The 21,661-nt window shown below is 60.0% G+C and carries 19 protein-coding genes; 11 read left to right on the top strand and 8 right to left on the bottom strand.

Going from position 1 to position 21,661, the window contains the following annotated elements:
* Nucleotides 1-29: 29 nt before the first annotated feature.
* Nucleotides 30-188 carry a hypothetical protein gene (locus H097_RS28285; protein ID WP_156356829.1) on the bottom strand — a complete coding sequence of 53 codons (159 nt, stop codon included), beginning with the start codon at nt 186-188 and terminating at the stop codon, nt 30-32.
* 48 nt (nt 189-236) lie between these two features.
* Entirely contained in the window at nt 237-770 is a 534-nt protein-coding gene (locus tag H097_RS26280; protein ID WP_032863488.1) for a hypothetical protein, read from the bottom strand.
* Nucleotides 771-1,198: 428 nt separating this feature from the next.
* Here H097_RS26280 and H097_RS26275 point away from each other — a divergent pair, with 428 nt between their 5' ends.
* On the top strand, nt 1,199-2,059 hold the full coding sequence (locus H097_RS26275; RefSeq protein ID WP_032863487.1) for a DMT family transporter: 861 nt from the start codon (nt 1,199-1,201) through the stop codon (nt 2,057-2,059).
* Nucleotides 2,060-2,089: 30 nt separating this feature from the next.
* On the opposite strand, the gene H097_RS26270 is transcribed toward H097_RS26275, so the two are convergent.
* The gene (locus tag H097_RS26270) at nt 2,090-2,986 is read right to left on the bottom strand and encodes a DMT family transporter (RefSeq protein WP_032863486.1); all 897 of its coding nucleotides are present in this window, start codon (nt 2,984-2,986) and stop codon (nt 2,090-2,092) included.
* 235 nt (nt 2,987-3,221) lie between these two features.
* Between H097_RS26270 and aceK the strand changes: the two genes are divergently transcribed.
* The 7 genes from aceK (at nt 3,222) to H097_RS26235 (ending at nt 14,190) form a co-directional block, all read left to right on the top strand.
* Entirely contained in the window at nt 3,222-4,949 is a 1,728-nt protein-coding gene (gene aceK / locus H097_RS26265; protein ID WP_032863538.1) for a bifunctional isocitrate dehydrogenase kinase/phosphatase, read from the top strand.
* A 127-nt stretch (nt 4,950-5,076) separates the two neighbouring features.
* Complete coding sequence (gene hrpA / locus H097_RS26260) at nt 5,077-8,988, top strand: ATP-dependent RNA helicase HrpA (protein WP_032863485.1); 3,912 nt, start codon at nt 5,077-5,079, stop codon at nt 8,986-8,988.
* A gap of 225 nt (nt 8,989-9,213) precedes the next feature.
* On the top strand, nt 9,214-10,335 hold the full coding sequence (locus tag H097_RS26255; RefSeq protein ID WP_032863484.1) for a beta-ketoacyl-ACP synthase III: 1,122 nt from the start codon (nt 9,214-9,216) through the stop codon (nt 10,333-10,335).
* Nucleotides 10,336-10,387: 52 nt separating this feature from the next.
* Nucleotides 10,388-11,002 (top strand): RNA polymerase sigma factor, encoded by a 615-nt coding sequence (locus H097_RS26250; RefSeq protein ID WP_032863483.1) that lies wholly within the window; start codon nt 10,388-10,390, stop codon nt 11,000-11,002.
* Nucleotides 10,996-11,229 carry a zf-HC2 domain-containing protein gene (locus H097_RS26245; RefSeq protein WP_032863482.1) on the top strand — a complete coding sequence of 78 codons (234 nt, stop codon included), beginning with the start codon at nt 10,996-10,998 and terminating at the stop codon, nt 11,227-11,229. The genes H097_RS26250 and H097_RS26245 overlap by 7 nt, the downstream gene beginning before the upstream one ends.
* Before the next feature lie 336 nt (nt 11,230-11,565).
* Nucleotides 11,566-12,900: an OprO/OprP family phosphate-selective porin gene (locus H097_RS26240; protein WP_032863481.1), complete on the top strand. Its 1,335-nt coding sequence runs from the start codon at nt 11,566-11,568 to the stop codon at nt 12,898-12,900.
* A gap of 165 nt (nt 12,901-13,065) precedes the next feature.
* Nucleotides 13,066-14,190, top strand: coding sequence for a GNAT family N-acetyltransferase (locus H097_RS26235; RefSeq protein WP_032863480.1), 1,125 nt, complete (start codon nt 13,066-13,068; stop codon nt 14,188-14,190).
* A gap of 146 nt (nt 14,191-14,336) precedes the next feature.
* Here H097_RS26235 and aqpZ read toward each other — a convergent pair whose 3' ends face one another.
* The 5 genes from aqpZ to H097_RS26210 all read right to left on the bottom strand — a co-directional run bounded on the left by aqpZ (nt 14,337) and on the right by H097_RS26210 (nt 19,424).
* Nucleotides 14,337-15,038 (bottom strand): aquaporin Z, encoded by a 702-nt coding sequence (gene aqpZ / locus H097_RS26230; RefSeq protein ID WP_032863479.1) that lies wholly within the window; start codon nt 15,036-15,038, stop codon nt 14,337-14,339.
* 166 nt (nt 15,039-15,204) lie between these two features.
* On the bottom strand, nt 15,205-17,037 hold the full coding sequence (locus H097_RS26225) for an ABC transporter ATP-binding protein (RefSeq protein ID WP_032863478.1): 1,833 nt from the start codon (nt 17,035-17,037) through the stop codon (nt 15,205-15,207).
* A gap of 81 nt (nt 17,038-17,118) precedes the next feature.
* Nucleotides 17,119-17,679 carry a peptidylprolyl isomerase gene (locus H097_RS26220; RefSeq protein ID WP_032863477.1) on the bottom strand — a complete coding sequence of 187 codons (561 nt, stop codon included), beginning with the start codon at nt 17,677-17,679 and terminating at the stop codon, nt 17,119-17,121.
* A gap of 3 nt (nt 17,680-17,682) precedes the next feature.
* Entirely contained in the window at nt 17,683-18,486 is an 804-nt protein-coding gene (locus H097_RS26215; protein WP_032863476.1) for an alpha/beta hydrolase, read from the bottom strand.
* A gap of 14 nt (nt 18,487-18,500) precedes the next feature.
* Nucleotides 18,501-19,424 carry a LysR family transcriptional regulator gene (locus tag H097_RS26210; protein WP_029292366.1) on the bottom strand — a complete coding sequence of 308 codons (924 nt, stop codon included), beginning with the start codon at nt 19,422-19,424 and terminating at the stop codon, nt 18,501-18,503.
* Nucleotides 19,425-19,473: 49 nt separating this feature from the next.
* Between H097_RS26210 and H097_RS26205 the strand changes: the two genes are divergently transcribed.
* The 3 genes from H097_RS26205 to H097_RS26195 all read left to right on the top strand — a co-directional run bounded on the left by H097_RS26205 (nt 19,474) and on the right by H097_RS26195 (nt 21,617).
* Nucleotides 19,474-19,788 carry a hypothetical protein gene (locus tag H097_RS26205; RefSeq protein WP_032863475.1) on the top strand — a complete coding sequence of 105 codons (315 nt, stop codon included), beginning with the start codon at nt 19,474-19,476 and terminating at the stop codon, nt 19,786-19,788.
* A 153-nt stretch (nt 19,789-19,941) separates the two neighbouring features.
* A complete protein-coding gene (locus tag H097_RS26200; RefSeq protein ID WP_032863474.1) occupies nt 19,942-20,541 on the top strand; it encodes an FMN-dependent NADH-azoreductase in 600 nt (199 codons plus the stop codon).
* Between the two features lie 203 nt (nt 20,542-20,744).
* On the top strand, nt 20,745-21,617 hold the full coding sequence (locus H097_RS26195) for a carboxylate/amino acid/amine transporter (protein WP_032863537.1): 873 nt from the start codon (nt 20,745-20,747) through the stop codon (nt 21,615-21,617).
* The last annotated feature ends 44 nt before the right edge of the window (nt 21,618-21,661 follow it).

Genomic DNA, 21,661 nt, shown 5'->3' with positions numbered 1-21,661 from the left:
TTTATCAGAGCGTTTTTTTATGTGCCGGATTACATGCGTCCTGCCAGCACGCCTTGCGGCTCGTCAACGCCCTCAAGTAGCGCCTGGATAATGCGCGGGTCAACTTCAGCAGGTCGCCCGTTGTTCCGGTCAGGGGCACGGTGTGCTTTTTTGCTCTTGCCTGATTTGGTTTTGATGAGACCTTTCATGGTGTCTCCAAAGTGATCATTAATTGAGCGATTTGCATGATGCTAGGTTCAGGTTATGTCCTTTGCAAGCCTGCCCGACGCATCGAATGCAAAACCGAGCTTTTCGTAGGTAGGGACCGCTCCCTGCATCGGTTCCTGTATTTCAATGGTCTTGCTGCCGACTATCTGCGCGTAGTGTTCAACGGCCATTAACGCGAGAGGGGCGATGTACCCGCGTAATGAATGTGTGCCTCCTGGCGTTGCTTCCAGTCGTACAACTCGCATCCGCATACGGCTGTGGTTCGGGTTAGCGAAACACAACCCGCAGAGTTCAAGATCCAACCAGATCGCTAAGTCGAAATACATCAGCTCTTTCGCTTTCCACTGTACGACGTCATCCCATGAAAAGTGGCTGGATTCCCAAGTGTGATAAGCGTTCAGTGCTGCCGTATCGATGGCTTCGAGCCTGACTCCCTGTAGGTCGATGCCTGTGTGCTTGGTTTGCCTTGTGGATGGCGGCAGCCGGGCAAGTGTTGCGTTGGCAATGTTCCTAGTTTTGGATCTGTTTAGTTGATACCTGAGAAAGGTGTGTGGTCGTGGCATCGATGCTCTTGAGTAATAATGGGTGGGTTTTTCGAGCCTAGGCACTGATCAGCCGCCTGTCCTTACTGGCCTTTTGGCAAAGCCATTGCAAAGCGTGTCACCGGCTGGTTATAGTCGACGCCAGGTGTTTCACGACACCTTTAAATCCCTTCAAAAAAGATCAGCCCATGCCTGCTTCCCAACGCATAGCGGTAGTCGATTCAGCGGTCAACGCTGCGGTCGTGCCGTGTGGGAGCCAGCAGCCTGCGCAGATCAGTCATTACCCCCCACCTGTCAGTAGCACGCCGGTGTACGCAGTCGTATCACCGCCGGGTGTTGGCATTTCGGGCTGATCAGCAGATCGCTGTTGCCCGTTGCCCGCCTGTACCGAACCTACTGAATTTCAGCCTTGGCTGAGTTGGCTTTTTGCCTGACTACAGGTGTTCATCATGTCTGTTCTTTCGAAACAATCCGTGGCCGCGGCGGCCTCGACGAGCCTGTTTGTCCTGCTGTGGAGCAGCGGGGCGATTTTTTCCAAGCTGGGCCTGGCCCATGCGTCACCCTTTGCTTTCCTGCTGATCCGCTTTGCCATTGCCCTGGCGGGTCTGGTGGTGCTGGTGCCGGTCCTCAGGCTCAAGTTGCCACGCCCGGGTAAACCGCTGTGGTATGCGGCGGCCACCGGGTTGGTGTTGTTGGGCGCCTATCAGATTTTTTATCTGTTGGCCCTGGACCTGAAGGTCACCCCCGGCGTGATGGCAACCATCATGGGCGTGCAACCGATCCTCACCGTGGTGCTGATGGAGCGCCAGCGCTCGTGGCGCCGGATGTTCGGCCTGGCGCTGGGGTTGGCGGGCCTGATCATGGTGGTGTACCAGGGCATCGGTCTGGCCGGCATGTCCCTGGCCGGGATGCTTTTCGGCTTGCTGGCGCTGGCGAGCATGACCCTGGGCTCGATCATGCAAAAGCGCATCACCGATAACCCACTGGGCACCTTGCCGGTGCAATACCTGGCGGGTTTGTTGTTGTGTGCGGTGTTTGTGCCGTTCCAGCCTTTTCATTTCGAGCACAACAGCGGCTTCTACCTGCCGGTGCTGTGGATGGGGCTGGTGGTGTCACTGTTGGCGACGCTGTTGCTGTACCGCCTGATTGCACGGGGCAACCTGGTGAATGTCACCAGTTTGTTCTACCTGGTGCCGGCCGTCACCGCTGTGATGGATTACCTGATCTTTGGTAATCGGCTGGCGTTGCTGAGTGTGATGGGGATGGGGTTGATCATCATCGGTCTGGTGTTCGTCTTCCGTAAAGCCTGATACCCCGCGTAGGAGCCGGCAAGCCGGCTCCTACGCGGTTTTGATCAGTTTCCCAGGGCGTAGCACCAGCCACAGCGCCCCCGCGATCAACAGCCCGCCATACAGATGGGCCATGGACAACGGCTCATCCAGCAGCAACGCCCCCCACAACACCCCAAACGGCGGAATCATGAAGGTGACGGTCATCGACTTGACCGGCCCGATGGCCGTCAGCAGGCGGAAGTACAGGATGTAGGCAAATGCCGTACACAGCAGCCCCAAACCGAGCAGCGACAACCACACATTCCAGCCGCCCCAACTGGCGGGCGGATGACTGAGGGCGCTCCAGCCAAACCACGGTAATAGAAACAAGGTGGCGCCGAGCATGCTGCCCAATGCCGAAAGACGGCTGTCCAGGCCACCCTGTTGATCCAGCCAGCGCCGCGCCAGGAAACCGGCGAAGCCATAGCAGGTGGTTGCCAGTAGGCAGGCGAGGGCGCCCATCAGCAGTTCCAGGTCAAAGGCCACCGGCCCGGCCCGCGTGAGGATGCCCACGCCGAACAGGCCCAGGCCTACCCCGGCAATCTTCGACAGCGTCAGCCGCTCATGGAAAAACAGCCCGCCAATCAATACGCCCATCAACGGCGTCGTCGCGTTGAAAATCGCTGAATAACCTGCGGGTAATACCTGGGCCGCCACCGAATACATGGTCGCGGGAATCCCCGAGTTGATCACCCCCAGCAGCAGGACCGTCTTGAATTTGCCCTGGAAGTCCCAGCGCACCCGCAGCATGGCCAGGATCACCAGCAAGCCGGCGGCGGCAATTGACACGCGGAAGAATGCTGTAGGGATCGTGCCGATCTCGGGGGCGATAATGCGCATGAACAGAAAACTCGCGCCCCAGATGGCGGCCAGTACCAGCAGGTACAGGGTGTCGACAGGTCTCACAGACAGCTCCTTTTTAATCAGGGCGAGAGTGTTGCCCAGGGACCTGTCCGACACAATCTTTTACTTGTTCCTACAGAGTAAAGCGCGTCACCAGGCCATAGAGGTCTGCCGCCAGACGCGACAATTGTTTGAGTCGCCCTTATCCGTGGCACATCGTCCTGCAAAAATTGTACTTCTCCTGTTTGCGCACACTGGCTAATCTCAGGTCTTCCGAATGCCCGCAGAGGTCTCCGACATGCCGCAGCAAACGCCTGCCATCGACACCGCGCAGTCCATCGCACAGATGATCCTTGATGGCTTCGACGATTACCGCGAGCACTTTCGCCAGATCACCGACGGCGCTCGCGAGCGTTTTGAAAAGGCCCAGTGGCAAGAGGCGCAAACCGCCTCGGCGGCGCGGATCAACCTGTATGAAGAGAAGGTCGGTGAAGTCACCACGCGCCTGCGGGCAACCTTTGACGAGGAGGCGCTGCTGGATATCCAGTCCTGGCCCCTGGTCAAGAGCGCCTATATCAGCCTGATCGACCTGCGGTTTGACGATGAACTGTCCGAGACCTGGTACAACTCGATTTTTTGCGGGCTGTTCAGTCATGACCTGATCAGCGACGGCTGCATGTTCATCCACACCACCCGCCCCAGCCTGCGCCGGGCCCGCGCCGCGCAAACCCGCACCTACAAGCCCCAGGGCCAACTGGCGGGCATGCTGGAGCAGATTTTCAGCGACTACCGCTTCAGCGAGCCCTACGCCGACCTGCCCGCTGACCTGCAGCGCCTCGAAGCGCAGTTGCGCGAGAACTTGCCGGATTGGGTGTGCAAGGACCCGGACCTCAACGTCGAACTGTTTTCCTCGGTGCTCTATCGCAACAAGGGCGCGTACCTCGTGGGCCGCCTCTACACCCGCGATGAACAATGGCCGCTGGTCATCCCACTGCTGCACCGCGAAGGCCAGGGCATTCGCATCGACGCGTTGATCACCGACGAAGCCGATGTGTCGATCATCTTCTCGTTCACCCGTTCCTATTTCATGGTGGATGTGCCGGTGCCAGCGGAGTTCATCGGCTTTCTCAAGCGCATCCTGCCGGGCAAGCACATCGCCGAGCTGTACACCTCCATTGGCTTCTACAAGCACGGCAAGTCGGAGTTCTATCGTGCGCTGATCAACCACCTGGCCAGCACCGACGACCAGTTCATCATGGCGCCGGGCGTGCGCGGGATGGTCATGAGCGTGTTCACCCTGCCCGGGTTCAACACCGTGTTCAAGATCATCAAGGACCGTTTCTCGCCGTCGAAAAACGTCAACCGTGCCACGGTGATCGAGAAGTACCGCCTGGTCAAAAGTGTCGACCGGGTCGGGCGCATGGCCGACACCCAGGAGTTCGCCGACTTCCGTTTCCCCTTGAGCAAGTTCGAGCCCGAATGTCTGGCCGAGTTGCTGGAAGTGGCCGCTGGCACGGTCGAGGTGGAAGGCGACACAGTATTGATTCGCCACTGCTGGACCGAACGGCGCATGACCCCGCTCAACCTCTACCTGGAGAACGCCAACGAAGCCCAGGTACGCGAAGCCCTGGAAGACTACGGCCTGGCGATCAAGCAACTGGCGGCGGCCAATATCTTTCCCGGCGACATGCTGCTGAAAAACTTTGGCGTCACCCGCCATGGTCGCGTGGTGTTCTACGACTATGACGAGATCTGCTTTCTGACCGAGGCCAACTTCCGCCATATCCCGGCCCCGCGCACCCCGGAGGATGAAATGGCCTCCGAGCCCTGGTACTCCATCGGCCCGCTGGACGTGTTCCCCGAAGAATTCCCACCGTTCCTGTTCGCCGATGCCGGGCAGCGACGCTTGTTTGATGAGTTGCACGGCGAGTTGTACAACGCCGACTACTGGAAAGGCCTGCAAGAGGCGATTCGGGCGGGGAAGGTGATTGATGTATTCCCGTATCGCAGGAAGGAGCAGCTATAAGCGGCAAGCTTCAAGCGGCAAGTAAACGCGCAACGGCTCTTACTTGCCGCTTGAAGCTTGCCGCTAGCCACTGCTTTTCTGCCACAATTGCCGGCCGTGCATTAATAGACGACCTCCAAAGTACCTGATGACTGACCAAGCGCCCGCTATCGACCAACTCCTGAAAAACCTCGATCACGCCATGCTCGCTGACCGCCACCGCTTGCGTCGGCAGTTGCTTGAGCTGCGCAAGAAGCCCGATGAGGAGAAGCTGGCGCAATGGGTGGTGCGTATGCAGGCGTCCTGTGCCCAGGTGACGGCGCGTGGTGCCAGCGTGCCGCAGATTCGCTATGACGACAGCCTGCCCATCGCCGCCAAGCGCGACGAAATCAAGGCGGCACTGCAAAAGCATCAGGTGCTGATCATTGCGGGCGAGACCGGCTCGGGTAAAACCACGCAGTTGCCGAAGATCTGCCTGGAAATCGGTCGCGGCCAGTACGGCTTGATCGGCCATACCCAGCCCCGGCGTATTGCGGCACGCAGTGTGGCGAGCCGGGTTGCCGAAGAACTGGCGACGCCTTTGGGCGCGCTGGTCGGCTATCAGGTGCGGTTCGAGGACCAGAGCGATTCCAACACCCTGATCAAGCTGATGACCGACGGCATCCTGCTGGCCGAGACCCAGAATGATCGCTACCTCGAACGCTACGACACGATCATCGTCGACGAGGCCCACGAACGCAGCCTGAACATCGACTTTTTGCTGGGTTACCTGAAAACCCTGCTGCCACGTCGTCCGGACCTGAAAGTCATCATCACGTCGGCCACCATCGACCTGGAGCGCTTTTCCAAGCACTTCGACGATGCGCCGATTGTCGAGGTCTCGGGGCGTACGTTCCCGGTGGAAACCTGGTACCGCCCGCTAACCCTGGAGCAGGACGAGGAAGGTAACCGCGTCGAAGACGACTTGACCGTGGACCAGGCGATCCTCGCCACCCTCGATGAAATCGCCGCTTTTGAACGCAGCGAGCGCAAGAGCCCGGGCGATGTGCTGGTGTTCCTGCCTGGTGAGCGCGAGATTCGCGATGCCGCCGATATGCTGCGCAAGGCCCAGCTCAAGCACACGGAAATCCTGCCGTTGTACGCGCGCCTGTCGCCGGCCGAACAGCAGCGCATTTTCCAGTCCCATCCGGGGCGGCGCGTGGTGCTGGCGACCAACGTTGCCGAGACCTCGCTGACGGTGCCGGGCATCCGCTACGTGATCGATAGCGGTACCGCACGCATCAGCCGCTACAGCTACCGCGCCAAGGTCCAGCGCCTGCCGATCGAGGCGATTTCCCAGGCCAGCGCCAACCAGCGTAAAGGCCGTTGCGGCCGGGTCGAGCCGGGCATTTGCGTGCGCCTGTACAGTGAAGAAGATTTTATCGGGCGCCCGGAATTTACCGACCCGGAGATCCTGCGCACCAACCTGGCGGCGGTCATCCTGCAGATGCTGCACCTGCGCCTGGGCGAAATCACCGACTTCCCGTTTATCGAGCCACCGGATGGCAAGGCCATCAGCGATGGCTTCAACTTGCTGCAAGAACTTTCGGCGGTTGATCGCAACAGCCAGCTGACGCCCCTGGGTCGGCAACTGGCGCGTCTGCCAGTGGACCCGCGCATGGGCCGCATGTTGCTGGAGGCGGCCAAGCTCGGCAGTTTGCAGGAAGTGTTGATCGTCGCCAGTGCCATGTCGATCCAGGACCCGCGCGAGCGTCCGCCGGAGCGCCAGCAGGCCGCCGACCAGGCCCACGCGCAATGGAAGGATCCGGACTCGGACTTCGCCGGGCTGGTCAACCTGTGGCGCGGCTTTGAAGAGCAGCGCCAGGAGTTGACCGCCAGCCCGTTGCGCAACTGGTGTCGCAAGAACTTCCTCAACTACCTGCGCCTGCGCGAGTGGCGCGATTCCCATCGCCAGTTGAGCCTGATCTGTCGCGACATGCAGCTGACGGTCAACAAGGAACCGGCGGATTTCCCGAAACTGCACAAGGCGGTGCTGTCCGGCCTGCTCAGCCAGATCGGCCAGAAAACCGAAGACGGCGACTATCTCGGTGCTCGTCAGCGGCGCTTCTGGATCCACCCCTCATCGGGGATCGGCAAGAAGCGCCCGCAGTGGCTGATGACTGCCGAGCTGGTGGAAACCACCAAGTTGTATGCGCGCATGGTGGCCAAGATCGATGCCGACTGGATCGAACCGCTGGCCGGGCATTTGATCAAGAAAAACCACTTCGAACCCCATTGGGAAAAGAAGCGCGGCCAGGTCGTGGCCTTTGAACAGATCACTCTGTTTGGCCTGATTGTGGTGGGGCGCCGGCCAGTGCATTACGGGCCGGTGGACCCGGTGGTGTCGCGCGAGCTGTTTATTCGTGAAGGCCTGGTGCGTGGCGAGATCCAGTCCCGGGCCAAGTGCCTGGTGGCCAATCAGCAGTTGCTGGAGCAATTGGACGAACTGGAAGCCAAGGCCCGGCGCCGCGATATCCTGGCCGACGAAGAAACCCTGTACGCCTTCTATGACGCACGCCTGCCGGCGGAGATCCACCAGACGGCGACGTTTGACAGTTGGTACAAAATCACCAGCCAGAAAGACCCGCAACTGCTGATCATGCGCGAAGAAGACGTGCTGGCCCGTGAGGCCAGTGAAGTCACCGCTGCGCATTATCCGGATACATTGCACCTGGGTGACCTGGCCCTGGCCTTGAGTTATCACTTTGAACCCAACCACCCCCGCGACGGCGTGACCTTGCGCGTGCCGGCGCCGCTGTTGCCGGCTTTGCCCGCTGAGCGCCTGGAATGGCTGGTGCCCGGGCTGATCGAGGCCAAGTGCATTGCCCTGGTGCGCAACCTGCCCAAGGCCCTGCGCAAGAACTTCGTGCCGGTGCCGGATTTCGTCAAGGCTGCGCTGCAACGTATCGAATTTGCCCAGGGCTCGCTGCCCCAGGCGCTGGGGCGCGAACTGCTGCGCATGACCGGGGCGCGGGTCAGCGATGAAGCCTGGAGCGAAGCCGCGCAGCAGGTGGAAAACCACCTGAAGATGAACCTTGAAGTGGTTGACGCCCAGGGCAAGTTCCTCGGTGAGGGCCGCGACCTGGCAGCGCTGACCGCACGTTTTGTCGAAGCCAGCCAGGCCGCCCTGGCGGTGCCACAGACTGCCAAAAGCCAGCAGCCGGTGGAGGCCAAGGTCTTCGCCGCCGTGGCCGAGACCACCCAGCAGAAGATTGCCGGGTTGTCGATGACGGTGTATCCGGCATTGGTGGAGGAAAACGGTACGGTCAAGGAAGGACGTTTCTCTACTGCTGCCGAAGCCGAGTTCCAGCATCGACGAGCCTTGCAGCGTTTGTTGATGCAGCAATTGGCCGAGCCGGCAAAATTCCTGCGCGGCAAACTGCCGGGTCTGACCGAGCTGGGGCTGATGTATCGCGAGCTGGGACGTATCGACGCCCTGGTGGAAGACATCCTGCTGGCCAGTCTCGACACCTGTGTGCTGGAGGGCGAGGCCAGCCTGCCCAGGGATGGCGCGGGCCTGGCAGCCCTGGCCGAGCGCAAACGCGGCAGTTGGACCGAACATGCCGAACGCCTGGCGCGCTTGACCCTGGAAGTATTGAAGCTGTGGCATGGCCTGCAAAAGCGTTTCAAGGGCAAGATCGACCTGGCCCAGGCCGTGGCACTCAACGATATCAAGCAGCAACTGAGCAATCTGGTGTACCCGGGCTTTGTGCGCGAAACCCCGGCGCAGTGGTTCAAGGAACTGCCGCGCTATCTCAAGGCCATCGAGCTGCGCCTGGAGAAACTGCCCAGCCAGGTGCAGAAGGACCGGGTCTGGAGCGGCGAGTTGAGTGGCCTGTGGAGCCAGTACCAGACACGCCTGAACAAACACACCCAGGAAGGCAAGCGCGACCCGCAGCTGGAACTCTACCGCTGGTGGCTGGAGGAGTACCGGGTGTCGTTGTTTGCCCAGCAGTTGGGCACCAAGGTACCGATTTCCGACAAGCGCTTGAGCAAACAGTGGAGCCAGGTCGAGCCTTGACCTGCAATACCGGGGGCAGGTGCGCGCGTGACAGGCGCCAAACCCCCCGGTTTATGGCAAACTTCGCCGCTATAAATGCCAGGATCGTCTAGATTGGCTGTATCAGCCTCGACGCGCCGGGAAAAGCGTTTCCCCGTTTGATGTCCGCGCGGCGGACTAGAACGACTTACGGTTTGGTACGACGGTACCAATCCCTTCTGCCTGAACAGATTTAGAGGAACGACCGTGCATAACGTCGTCATCAGCGGCACAGGCCTGTATACCCCGGCCAACAGCATCTCCAACGAAGAGCTGGTGCAGTCTTTCAATGCTTACGTTCAACAGTTCAATGCCGACAACGCCGTGGCCATCGAGCAGGGTGACGTTCAGGCGTTGACCGAATCCAGCGCCGCCTTTATCGAAAAGGCTTCGGGTATCAAGAGCCGCTTTGTCATGGACAAGGAAGGCATCCTGGACCCCAAGCGCATGACCCCACGCTTGCCCGAGCGCTCCAATGACGAGTGGTCGATCCTCTGCCAGATGGCCGTGGGCGCCGCCGAGCAAGCCTTGCAGCGTGCCGGCAAGACGGCCGCCGATATCGACGGGGTGATCGTTGCCTGCTCCAACCTGCAACGGGCCTATCCGGCCATCGCCATCGAAGTCCAGGAAGCCCTGGGCATCCAGGGGTTCGGTTTTGACATGAACGTGGCCTGTTCTTCGGCCACTTTCGGCATCCAGAACGCCTGCAACAGCATCCAACTGGGCCAGGCCCGGGCGATCCTGATGGTCAACCCGGAGATTTGCACCGGCCACCTGAACTTCCGTGACCGTGACAGCCATTTCATCTTTGGCGATGCGGCCACGGCAGTGATTCTGGAGCGCGCCGACCTGGCCACGTCCGAGTATCAGTTCGACATCGTCAGCACCAAGTTGCTGACCAAATTCTCCAATACCATCCGCAATAATTTCGGCTTTCTCAACCGCGCGGCGGAAGAGGGGATTGGCGCACCAGACAAGCTTTTCGTGCAAGAAGGCCGCAAAGTCTTCCGTGATGTCTGCCCGATGGTTGCCGAGCTGATCGGCCAGCACCTGGTTGAAAACCAGTTGAGCATCACGGACGTGAAGCGCTTCTGGCTGCACCAGGCCAACCTGAGCATGAACCACCTGATCGTCAAGAAATTGCTGGGCCGTGAGGCCGAGATCGAAGAGGCACCGGTGATCCTCGACACCTACGCCAACACCAGTTCGGCGGGTTCGGTGATCGCGTTCCACACCTATCAGGACGACCTGCCCAAGGGCGCGCTGGCGGTACTCAGCTCGTTTGGCGCCGGGTATTCGATTGGTAGCGTGATCCTGCGCAAGCGCTAGGAACTAGCGCCTACAGGCAATTGCGGTCATATCCTGCACAATGAGGTTCTGAATGGCAGCAGCCGACGACGCGCACCTGCTTGAACGCCTGCTCAAGGGCGAACAGCGGGCCTACAAGGAATTGGTCACCACCTATCAGAGTGCGATGCGTGCGGTGGCCTACGCTATCGTTGGCCAGCGCCATGCCGACGAAGTGGTCCAGGACGCCTGGCTCTCAGTGGTGCGCAGCCTTGCCAGGTTTGAGGGGCGCTCCAGCCTCAAGACCTGGCTGCTGACCATCACCGCCAATTCGGCCAAGGGGCGCTACAAGCAGAACCGGCGAGAGGTGTTGCTGGACGACCTGCCGTCGCCCCACGGGACCATTGGTGATGAGCGCTTTGCTGCCGGTGACGGTCATTGGCTGGTCGCGCCGTTCGCCTGGCATGAAGACACGCCCGAAGCACTGTTGACCGAAAACGAGCTGCGCGAGTGCCTGGAGCACACGTTGCTGAGTCTTTCCGAGCTGCAAAGCAGCGTGCTGCTGTTACGCGAGCGTCAGGGACTGGAGTTGGAGGAAATTTGTAATCTTCTGGAGATCTCGCTCTCCAATGTGCGAGTACTGCTGCATCGGGCGCGGCTTAAAGTCTTCGCTACGGTGGAGCATTTCGAGGAAACCGGCGAATGTTGACCTGCAAAGAACAAGTGGCGCGCTCCAGCGATTTTCTCGATGGGCAACTGACCTTTCGTGAGCGCCTGCTTATGCGCCATCACTTGTTGTTCTGTGCCAATTGCCGGCGTTTCATCCGCCAGATGCGTCTGATGCAGGCTACGTTGCGCATCTTGCCTGAGCCAGAAGTGAGCGATGCCCAAGCGTTGGCCGAACGCCTGGCCGCGGAGCTTAAACGCAACTCCTGATCCCTGAACTGTCCGTAGCACCCCAAGCCTGCGATGTCCCCGTCGCGGGCTTTTTTGCGTCCCTGAAACGCTTTTGGGTGGAAAACATTGCAGGTTTGTAAGTTTTTTTCACCTTTTTTTCACCTGGCATTTTTCGTACTTTTCCAGCTCAAGCCCGCGCCGGCCATGGCGTTGCGCTTATGTCTCCTGGTTGTAAGAAAGTTCCCCTGTAATAAAATATTTATCTTCTGGCAACTTGTCTGAAATATCCCCTCGCCAAGATCCCCTCCCAACACCAGCGGGCCAGAACCCGTGTGTTTTCCAACGCTAAAGACCACCAATTAGGGGAATTCTTCGATGATCCGTAAGCACTTCGCCGGTTTCGCGGCCAGCGCCCTGGCCCTGGCCGTTACCGCCCAGGCTTTCGCTGGTACTGTCACTACTGACGGCGCCGATATCGTTGTCAAAACCAAGGGCGGCCTTGAGGTTGCTACGACCGACCAGAACTTCAGCTTCAAGCTGGGTGGTCGCTTGCAAGCCGATTACGGCACATTTGACGGCTTCTACACCAAGAACGGTGACTCGGGCGACGCCGCTTATTTCCGTCGCGCCTTCCTGGAACTGGGTGGCACCGTCTACAAGGATTTCAAATACCAGCTCAACTACGACTTCTCCCACAACTCGGGTAACTCCGACGACGGTTACTTCGACGAAGCGTCCATGTCCTACGTGGGCTTCAAGCCGGTAACCATCCGCGTCGGTCGTTTTGACCCGGATTTCGGCCTGGAAAAAGCCACCAGCTCCAAGTGGATCACCGCCATGGAGCGTAACTCGGCCTACGAGGTTGCAGACTGGGTCAACACCCACGAAAACGGCATGGGCATCCAGGTCAGCGGCACTGCGGCTGATCTGTTCTACGGCTCCGCCAGCCTGGCCTCCAAGGACATCAACGACGAAGACGGCAAGGGCGTGAAGCAATTCAACGGCCGTATCGTGCTGGCACCGATGAACAAAGGCGGCAACGTCCTGCACTTCGGCTTGAACGTAGCGGCGCGTGACTTGAACGACGCGGCCTTCGACTCCCGCATCCGCCCGCGTCTTGGCGCTCGTGGCGTGGCTACCACCGGTGGTAACGATGCCGGTACCAACGGCAACCGCGCTACCTTCGGCGGCGGTGTGGGCCTTAACGCCAGCAACCTGACAGCAGTGGGCGCCTACGACACCGATACCGTGTTCGGTGGTGAATTTGCCTTCGCCAGCGGTCCATTCTCGGTACAGGCTGAAGCCCTGAGCCGCAAGATGAAAGCTGACAGCAACGCCTACCAGGACGTGAAAACCAGCGGCTTCTACGGCCAACTGGCGTACACCCTGACCGGCGAATCCCGTGCCTACAAGCTCGATGGCGGCAAGTTCGACGCGATCAAGCCCGAGAACAAGCAATACGGCGCCTGGGAAGTGTTCTACCGCTACGACAACATCAAGGTTGATGACAAGAACATCGTCGTCAGCAGCGCTACCCGCGAAACCGGCGACGCCAAGGCCAACGTGAACACCCTGGGTGTGAACTGGTACGCCAACGAAGCAGTCAAGCTGTCCCTGAACTACAGCAAGGTCAGCACCGACAAGATCACCAACGCCAATGGCGATGACAGCGGTGATTCGATCGTCGGCCGTGTGCAGTACGTGTTCTAAGCAACGGTAATACCGCACCAACGCGCTCTTTCTTCATCCGTTAAAGCGCGATCCTCTTTTTCACCCCGCCGATTGGCGGGGTTTTTTTTTGCTCCCCGCGCAGGCAGCGGGTTCTGTCAGAATGGCCCGAATATCGTGAGCGAGCGTTTACCGTCGGGGAATGGCATGCCGTTGAAACGTTTGAATAGCCTGTCCGAGATAGCGCCTGATGAGTGGAACGCGTTGGTCCCCGAGGATCAGCCGTTTCTGCGCCATGGGTTCCTCAGTGCACTGGAGGACAGTGCCAGCCTTGGCCGGCACTCTGGCTGGCAGCCGGAACACTTGCTGCATTACGAGGGTGAACGGCTGGTCGCGGCGCTGCCCAGCTACCGCAAATGGCACTCCTATGGCGAATACGTGTTCGACCATGGCTGGGCGGATGCTTGTGAACGCGCGGGTATCGATTATTACCCCAAGCTGCTGACTGCAGTGCCCTTCAGCCCGGTCAGCGGGCCGCGCCTGTTGGTGGCCAGTGGCGCGGACGGCTTTGAGCTGCTCAAGAGCCTGCCCGGCTACCTGGAGATCGAAGGGCTTTCCAGCGCCCATATCAACTTCACTGACGCCATGGCCGATGCCGCGCTGGGCCAGCAACCCGGTTGGCTTGCGCGCCTGGGTTGCCAGTTTCATTGGCAGAACCGGGGCTATCGCGATTTCCAGGACTTCCTCGATGCCTTGAGTTCGCGCAAGCGCAAACAGATGCGCAAGGAGCGCGAGCAAGTGGCGGGGCAGGGGATCGAGTTCGAGTGGCTGCAAGGCCATGAGTTGAGCGAGGCTCAGTGGGATTTTGTCTACGCCTGTTACGCCAACACCTATGCCGTGCGTCGGCAGTCGCCGTACCTGAGCCGGGCGTTTTTCAGCCTGTTGGCCGAACGCATGCCGCAGGCGATCCGGGTGGTGCTGGCCAAGCAAGGGACGCGGCCGGTGGCCATGGCGTTCAGCCTGGTCGGTGGCGATAGCCTATATGGGCGCTATTGGGGTTGCCTGGGCGAGTTCGACCGATTGCATTTCGAAACCTGTTTCTATCAAGGCATGGATTACGCGATTGCCAATGGGCTGCAACGTTTCGATGCCGGTGCCCAGGGCGAGCATAAGTTGATTCGTGGGTTTGAACCGGTGATTACCCGTTCCTGGCATTACTTGCGCCATCCTGGCTTGAAAACCGCCGTGGCAGACTTCCTGGAGCGCGAGCGCGTGGGGATTCTGGCGTATGCCGAAGAAGCGCGTGCGGCGTTGCCGTATCGGCAGGAATAACGCTCAGGGAATTCAACCTGTTCCCCTGTAGGAGCGAGCTTGCTCGCGAAGAACCTGAGGGCGCCGCGTTTATCCAGAATGAACGCGGTGTACTTGAGTTCTTCGCGAGCAAGCTCGCTCCTACAGGGGGGGTCAATACTGTTGGATCAGGCGTTTTCTTCCTTACCCAACCAGCGATAGGTGATGCCACCGATCACCGCGCCAAGGATCGGCGCCAGCCAGAACAGCCACAGTTGCTGGATTGCCCAACCGCCGACAATCAGCGCAGGCCCCGTGCTGCGGGCCGGGTTGACCGAGGTGTTGGTGACCGGGATGGAGATCAGGTGGATCAGCGTCAGCCCCAGGCCAATGGCGATGGGTGCCAGGCCCGCCGGTGCACGACGGTCAGTGGCGCCGAGGATGATCAGCACGAACATTGCGGTCATCACCAGTTCAGTGACAAACCCAGCCGCCATCGAATACCCACCCGGCGAATGTTCACCATAGCCATTGGACGCCAGCCCAGAAGCCAGTTCAAAACCCGGTTTGCCACTGGCAATGAAGTACAGCAGGGCCGCTGCGACCATGCCACCAATGACTTGCGAGACGATATACGCTGGCATCTCTTTGGCCGGAAACCGGCCGCCGACCACCAGGCCCACGGTGACTGCCGGGTTGAGGTGACAGCCACTGATATGGCCAATGGCAAACGCCATGGTCAACACGGTAAGCCCGAATGCCAGCGATACACCCAGCAGGCCGATTCCGACATCGGGAAACGCTGCGGCCAGAACCGCACTCCCGCAGCCACCCAACACCAGCCAAAACGTACCTAACCCTTCTGTAACGGAACGTTTGAACAGAGACATGAATGCGTCCTTCTAAATCAACTGATCGGTGATGCTTCCTTGCTGTCTGATGTCAGGGTCCTCCTGGACCCTGATTGCAGTACAGCAGGATTGTGATGTAACACCAGTGAGACGGAGAAAACTGTCAGATTTGTTCGGAATTGGTGGTGTTGCCTGTAGCCTCAAATCAGTCGATGCCGACGAACCCTCCGGTCTGGTGTTGCCACAATCGCGAGTAGAGCCCGCCGTGTGCCAGCAACTGGGCATGGCTGCCACTCTCGGCGATCTGGCCTTTTTCCAGGACTACCAACCTGTCCATTCGCGCAATCGTGGACAGGCGGTGGGCGATGGCAATCACCGTCTTGCCTTGCATCAGGGTTTCCAAGCTCTCCTGGATCGCCGCTTCCACTTCCGAGTCCAGGGCCGAGGTGGCCTCGTCCATGATCAGGATCGGAGCGTCCTTGAGCAGGACCCGGGCGATGGCGATGCGCTGGCGTTGCCCGCCGGACAGTTTCACCCCGCGCTCGCCGACATGGGCATCCAGGCCGGTACGGCCCTCGGCGTCCGACAACAGCGGGATAAATTCATCGGCGCGCGCCTTGCGTATGGCGTCCCAGAGTTCCTGATCGGTGGCGTCGGGCTTGCCATACAGCAGGTTGTCGCGGATCGAACGGTGCAGCAGCGAGGTGTCCTGGGTAATCATGCCGATGCGTTCGCGCAGGCTTTCCTGGGCCACTTCGGCAATGTTCTGGCCGTCGATCAGGATGCGTCCGCCTTGCAGGTCATAGAGGCGCAGCAGCAGGTTGACCAGGGTTGACTTGCCGGCACCGGACGGGCCGATCAGGCCGATTTTTTCCCCCGGTTTGATCACCAGGTTCAGGCCGCCGATGATGCCGCTGCTTTTGCCATAGTGGAAATCCACCTGTTCAAAGCGCACTTCGCCGTGGGGCACGCTCAGGCGCGGGGCGTTTTCGCGGTCGGTCACTGCCAGCGGCTGGGCGATGGTTTTCAGGCCGTCCTGGACCATGCCGATATTCTCGAAAATACCGTTGACCACCCACATGATCCAGCCGGACATGTTGACGATGCGGATCACCAGGCCAGTGGCCAGGGCAATGGCGCCCACCGAGATCAGCGACTGGGTCCACAGCCACAGGGCCAGGCCGGTGGTGGTGACGATCAACAGGCCGTTCATGCTGGTGATGACCACGTCCATGCTGGTGACCACACGGCTGGCCAACTGGGTTTTTTCGGTTTGTTCGATGATCGCTTCCTTGGCGTACTCCTGCTCGGACTGGGTGTGGGCGAACAGCTTCAAGGTGGTGATGTTGGTGTAGCCATCGACGATGCGGCCCATCAGCTTGGAGCGCGCTTCGGAGGAAATCACCGAGCGCTCCTTGACCCGTGGCACGAAGTAGCGCAACGCCAGGCTGTAGGCGACGATCCAGGTGACCAGCGGGATCATCAGGCGCCAGTCGGCCTCGGCAAACAGCACCAGTGAGCTGATGGCGTAGATTGCCACGTGCCAGATGGCATCCACGGCGGCCACTGCCGAGTCGCGCAATGAGTTGCCGGTCTGCATGATGCGCTGGGCAATGCGCCCGGCAAAATCGTTCTGGAAGAAGTTCAGGCTCTGCTTGAGCACATAGCTATGGTTCTGCCAGCGGATCAGGCTGGTCATGCCAGGGCTGATGGTCTGGTGGACGAGCAGGTCGTGCAAGGCACCGAAGATCGGGCGCAGCAGCAGGGCCACCACGGCCATCCAGATCAGTTCGGTGGCGTGGATCTGGAAGAAATTGGCCGGCGGCGTGCCCTGGGCCAGGTCGATGATGCGGCTCAGGTAGCTGAACAGCGCCACTTCGATCAGCGCGCCGATCAGGCCCACCACCAGCAGTGCGGCGAAGCACGGCCACACCTGGCGCAGGTAATAGAGGTAGAAGGGCAGGACTTTATCGGGAGGGGCCGCGCTGGGAGCGTCGCGGAAAATATCGATCAGTTGTTCAAAGCGACGATAGAGCATTGGGTCTGACGCCCGCCGGGCGGGCTCTCCTTGTTAAATACGCGCGCGGCCTTGTGGGCAGCGCGCGAGACTCCCTGTCGATCAGTCGATGATTTTGGCCGACTTGATAAGCACAGGGTCGATGGGCACGTTTTGCATGCCTTGCTTGGTGGTGGTCTGCGAGTTGACGATCTGGTCTACCACGTCCATGCCGCTGACGACCTTGGCGAAGACTGCATAGCCAGCATCGCGGCCCGGATCAAGGAAGGCATTGTCGGCCACGTTGATGAAGAACTGGCTGGTCGCCGAGTTGGGGTTGGAGGTACGGGCCATCGACAGGCTGCCGCGTACGTTATGCAGGCCGTTGCTGGCTTCGTTGCGGATCGGGTCCTTGGTGTCTTTCTGGACCATCTGCGGGGTAAAACCACCGCCCTGGACCATGAAGCCTGGAATCACACGGTGGAAGATGGTGTTGGTGTAGAAACCACTCTTCACGTACTCCAGGAAGTTCTTGCTGGAGATTGGCGCCTTGACCGGGTCCAGCTCGATTTCGATTTTGCCAAAGCTGGTGTCCAGCACGACATGCGGAGCCTTGGCGTCAGCCGCCATCAGGTTGGCAGCAAACAGCACAGAACCGGCAAAGAGGGCGATTTTTTTCAGCATGGGTCAGTGATCCTGAGTAGTGGTTGGAACGGTCTTGAGAAAGTCGAGCAGGGTTGTATTGAACGTTTCGGGCTGGTCCAGCGGTGTGGCGTGGCGCGAATCCTCGATCACCACCAACCGCGCATCAGGCAGCAGTCTTACATAGATTTCTTTCTGCGCCACTGGGGTGTAGTCGTGGTCGGCGCTGATGACCAGGGTTGGACAGGTGATTCGCGAAAGTCGTTCCTGCACGCCCCAGCCCACAATCGCATCGAAGCTTTCGAGGTAAGCACGTTTGTCGTTTTTTGCCCAGCGTTCAGCCATCTTGCGCCGCAGGTCGGCCTGGCCGGGTTTGGGAAACAGCCGGTCGCCGAGCGCCTTGCCGATGGTGTTCAAACTGAGCAGGCGTGCCAGGCTCCAACGCTTGGCCCATTGCCAATAGTCGTCGGCACTGCGCACCTTGACCTCGGGCGCGCTGTTGACGATGCACAGGCTCTTGAGCATCTGCGGTTGGTCGACCGCCAGTTGAAAGGCAATCATCCCGCCCATCGACAGGCCGACCACATGGGCGGCGGGCAGTTGCAGGTGTTCGATCAGCGCCACCAGGTCGGCGGTAAAGCCGGCGATGCTGTAGCGCTCGCGGGGCTTGTCGGAGCGGCCGTGACCGCGCACATCCATCACAACCAGGCGGTAATACCGGGACAATACCGGTATTTGCAGTTCCCAATCCTGGCAACTGGAGCCCAGGCCGTGGATCAGGATCAGCGGCTCGCCGTGGCCATATTCCTCGTAATGCAGGGTGCAACCTTCATGTTCGAAATAGGCCATGGGTGAACTCTGTGTCAGGCTTGCCGAGGGGCGGCAAAGGGTGCGTCCAGCGGTGCGGTATCAAAGGTGCGCAGCAGTTCGACGAGAATCTGCGTCGCCGGGCCCAGGGGCTTGTCCTTGTTCGAATACAGATAGAACGTCGGGTGCCGGCTGCCACCTTGCTCCAGGGGCAGTTGCTTGAGCACGCCTTCCTTGAGCTCGCGCTCGATCAGGTGGCGGGGCAGCCAGGCAAACCCCAGGCCGCTGCCGACAAAGGTGGCGGCGGTGGCCAGGCTGCCCACGGTCCAGCGCTGTTCGGCACCGAGCCAGCCAACGTCGCGCGGTTGCTGGCGGCCGGAGTCGCGGATCACCACTTGCATCTGGCTTTCCAGGTCCTGGAAGCTCAACTCGCGATTAAGCCGGTGCAGCGGGTGCTCGGGGTGGGCCACGGCGACAAATTCGACATCGCTCATTTCCGTACCCAGGTAACCGGGAATGCTGAAGCCGCTGATTGCCAGGTCCGCCACACCTTCAATCAGCAGTTCCTCGACCCCGGACAACACTTCTTCGCGCAGGCGCACGCGGCAGCCACGGCTTTGCGGCATAAAGGCGGTGAGGGCGCGCACCAGGCGGGCGTTGGGGTAGGCGGCATCGACCACCAGACGCACCTCGGCTTCCCAACCTTGTTCCATATGATGGGCCAGGTCTTCCAGTTGGCTGGCGTTCTTCACCAGTTGCCGGGAGCGGCGCAGCAGCACTTCGCCGGCTTCGGTGAGGACCGCCTTGCGTCCGTCGATACGCAGCAGGGGCACGCCCAGTTGGTCTTGCATGCGGGCCACGGTGTAGCTCACCGAGGATTGCGAGCGGTGCAGTACTTCGGCCGCCTGGGCGAAGCCGCCATGGTCGACCACGGCTTGCAACGTACGCCATTGATCAAGGGTCACGCGGGGCGCTTTCAAGATGGGCTCCTCTTGTCCTAAGCTGGCGGTCCTTATTGGAGACTGCCGAATGAGAAAATTCTGTTGTGTGGTGCTGGCACTGTTGCCGTTGAGCGCGTTTGCCTACCCGATCGATGTCTCGAAATCGATCAAGGGGGTCAGCGTCGATTACAACGCGTCCGACGTTGATAGCGAGATCAGCTCCATCGAATTAAGTAACTACGGCACCAACGACGCCGCGTGTACGGTAGCGTTTACCAACGGCCCGGAGCCGGCGCGTGTGCGCAAGGTGACGGTCCCTGCTGGCAAAAGCACCAACACCACGGTCAAGTTCAGCCGCGCGATTATCAAGATGCGCATCAAGCTGACCTGCGAACCCAAATAAACCAGGCGCGGGGGCACGGCTATCGTGATAGCTCCGCTTATAAACAACTTTATAGATGGGTTATAGCAGTTTTTTACGCTTTTTTATCGAACTGGCTCTGTTTAACCTCCACTTCATCGACTTACAGCAATTACCGATGGAGCCTACATAGTCATGTCCAACGTTCTGATCATCGAAAGCAGCGCCCGCCAGCAGGATTCTATTTCCCGCCAACTGACCCAACAGTTCATCAGCCAATGGCAGGCTGCCCACCCGGCCGATCAGATCACTGTGCGCGACCTGGCCGTCAACCCGGTACCGCACCTGGACGCCAACCTGTTGGGCGGCTGGATGAAACCGGCCGAACAGCGCAGCTCGGATGAGCAGGCTTCATTGGCGCGCTCCAACGAGCTGACTGATGAGCTGCTGGCCGCCGACGTGCTGGTCATGGCCGCGCCGATGTACAACTTTGCCATTCCCAGCACCCTCAAGGCCTGGCTCGACCATGTCCTGCGTGCCGGTGTGACCTTCAAATACACCGCCACCGGCCCCCAGGGCTTGCTGACCGGCAAGCGCGCCTTTGTACTGACCGCCCGCGGTGGCATTCATACCGGCGCGAGCAGTGACCATCAGGAACCTTACCTGCGTCAGGTCATGGGTTTTGTCGGCATCCATGACGTCACCTTCATTCATGCCGAAGGGGTGAACCTGGGGGGCGACTTCCAGGAAAAAGGCTTGAACCATGCCAAGGCGCTGTTGGCCCAGGTCGCCTGAGGCGTTAATCGCCAGATAATCGCGGGGTGTTTTTATAACCCCACGCAACCCTTCAAGTACGCGTATCGAACCTCCCTTTGCACTTGTTGCTCCTGAGTGCTCCTGCCCGACTGCCGCTTTAGCGAGGTCGGGTTTTTTTTGCCCTGAGTTTCGCCTGGCCGTGAAAAACGCTAATGTCGCGCCCATTCAAAGATGAGGCGAACATGGGCTATTTACTGATTGTCACGCTGATCCAGGCGTTTTCCTTCAGCTTGATCGGCGAATACCTGGCCGGTCATGTCGACAGCTACTTCGCCGTGCTGGTACGCGTGCTGCTGGCCGGGCTGGTGTTTATCCCGCTGACCCGTTGGCGCTCGGTGGAGCCTGCGTTCATGCGCGGCATGCTGCTGATCGGCGCGTTGCAGTTCGGTGTGACGTATGTGTGCCTGTATTTGAGCTTCCGTGTGTTGACGGTGCCGGAGGTGTTGCTGTTCACCATTCTCACGCCGCTGCATGTGACGTTGATCGAAGACGCACTGAACCGACGTTTCAATCCATGGGCATTGGTGGCTGCCCTGGTGGCGGTAGCGGGGGCGGCGGTGATCCGGTTTGACCAGATCAATCCGGACTTCTTCATGGGTTTCTTGCTGCTGCAACTGGCCAACTTCACCTACGCCGCAGGGCAAGTGTTGTACCGGCGCCTGGTGGCACGCCATCCAAGCGACCTGCCGCACTATCGGCGGTTTGGTTACTTCTACCTGGGGGCATTGGCGGTGGTGTTGCCGGCGTTCCTGTTGTTCGGCAAGGCCAACTTCTTGCCTGAGGCACCGTTGCAGTGGGGCGTATTGCTGTTTCTTGGCCTGGTCAGTACGGCGTTGGGCCTGTACTGGTGGAACAAGGGGGCGTGCATGGTCAATGGCGGCACCCTGGCGGTAATGAACAACCTGCATGTGCCGGTGGGGTTGCTGCTGAACCTGCTGATCTGGAACCAGCATGAGCCGTTGGGGCGGTTGTTCCTGGGCGGGGCGGTGATTGTGGCGGCGGTGTGGATCAGCCGGTTGGGTGCTCGCCCGGCTGTGGGGCTTGCAAACCGGTGATGAACGTTGTGGGAGCGAGCAAGCCCGCTCCCACAAGGGTGCAG

This window comes from Pseudomonas sp. FH4 (assembly GCF_000510915.2).
Lineage (GTDB): Bacteria > Pseudomonadota > Gammaproteobacteria > Pseudomonadales > Pseudomonadaceae > Aquipseudomonas > Aquipseudomonas brenneri.
Note: the sequence above shows the minus strand (reverse complement) of the source record. Positions and strands in the feature narration are given on the sequence as shown.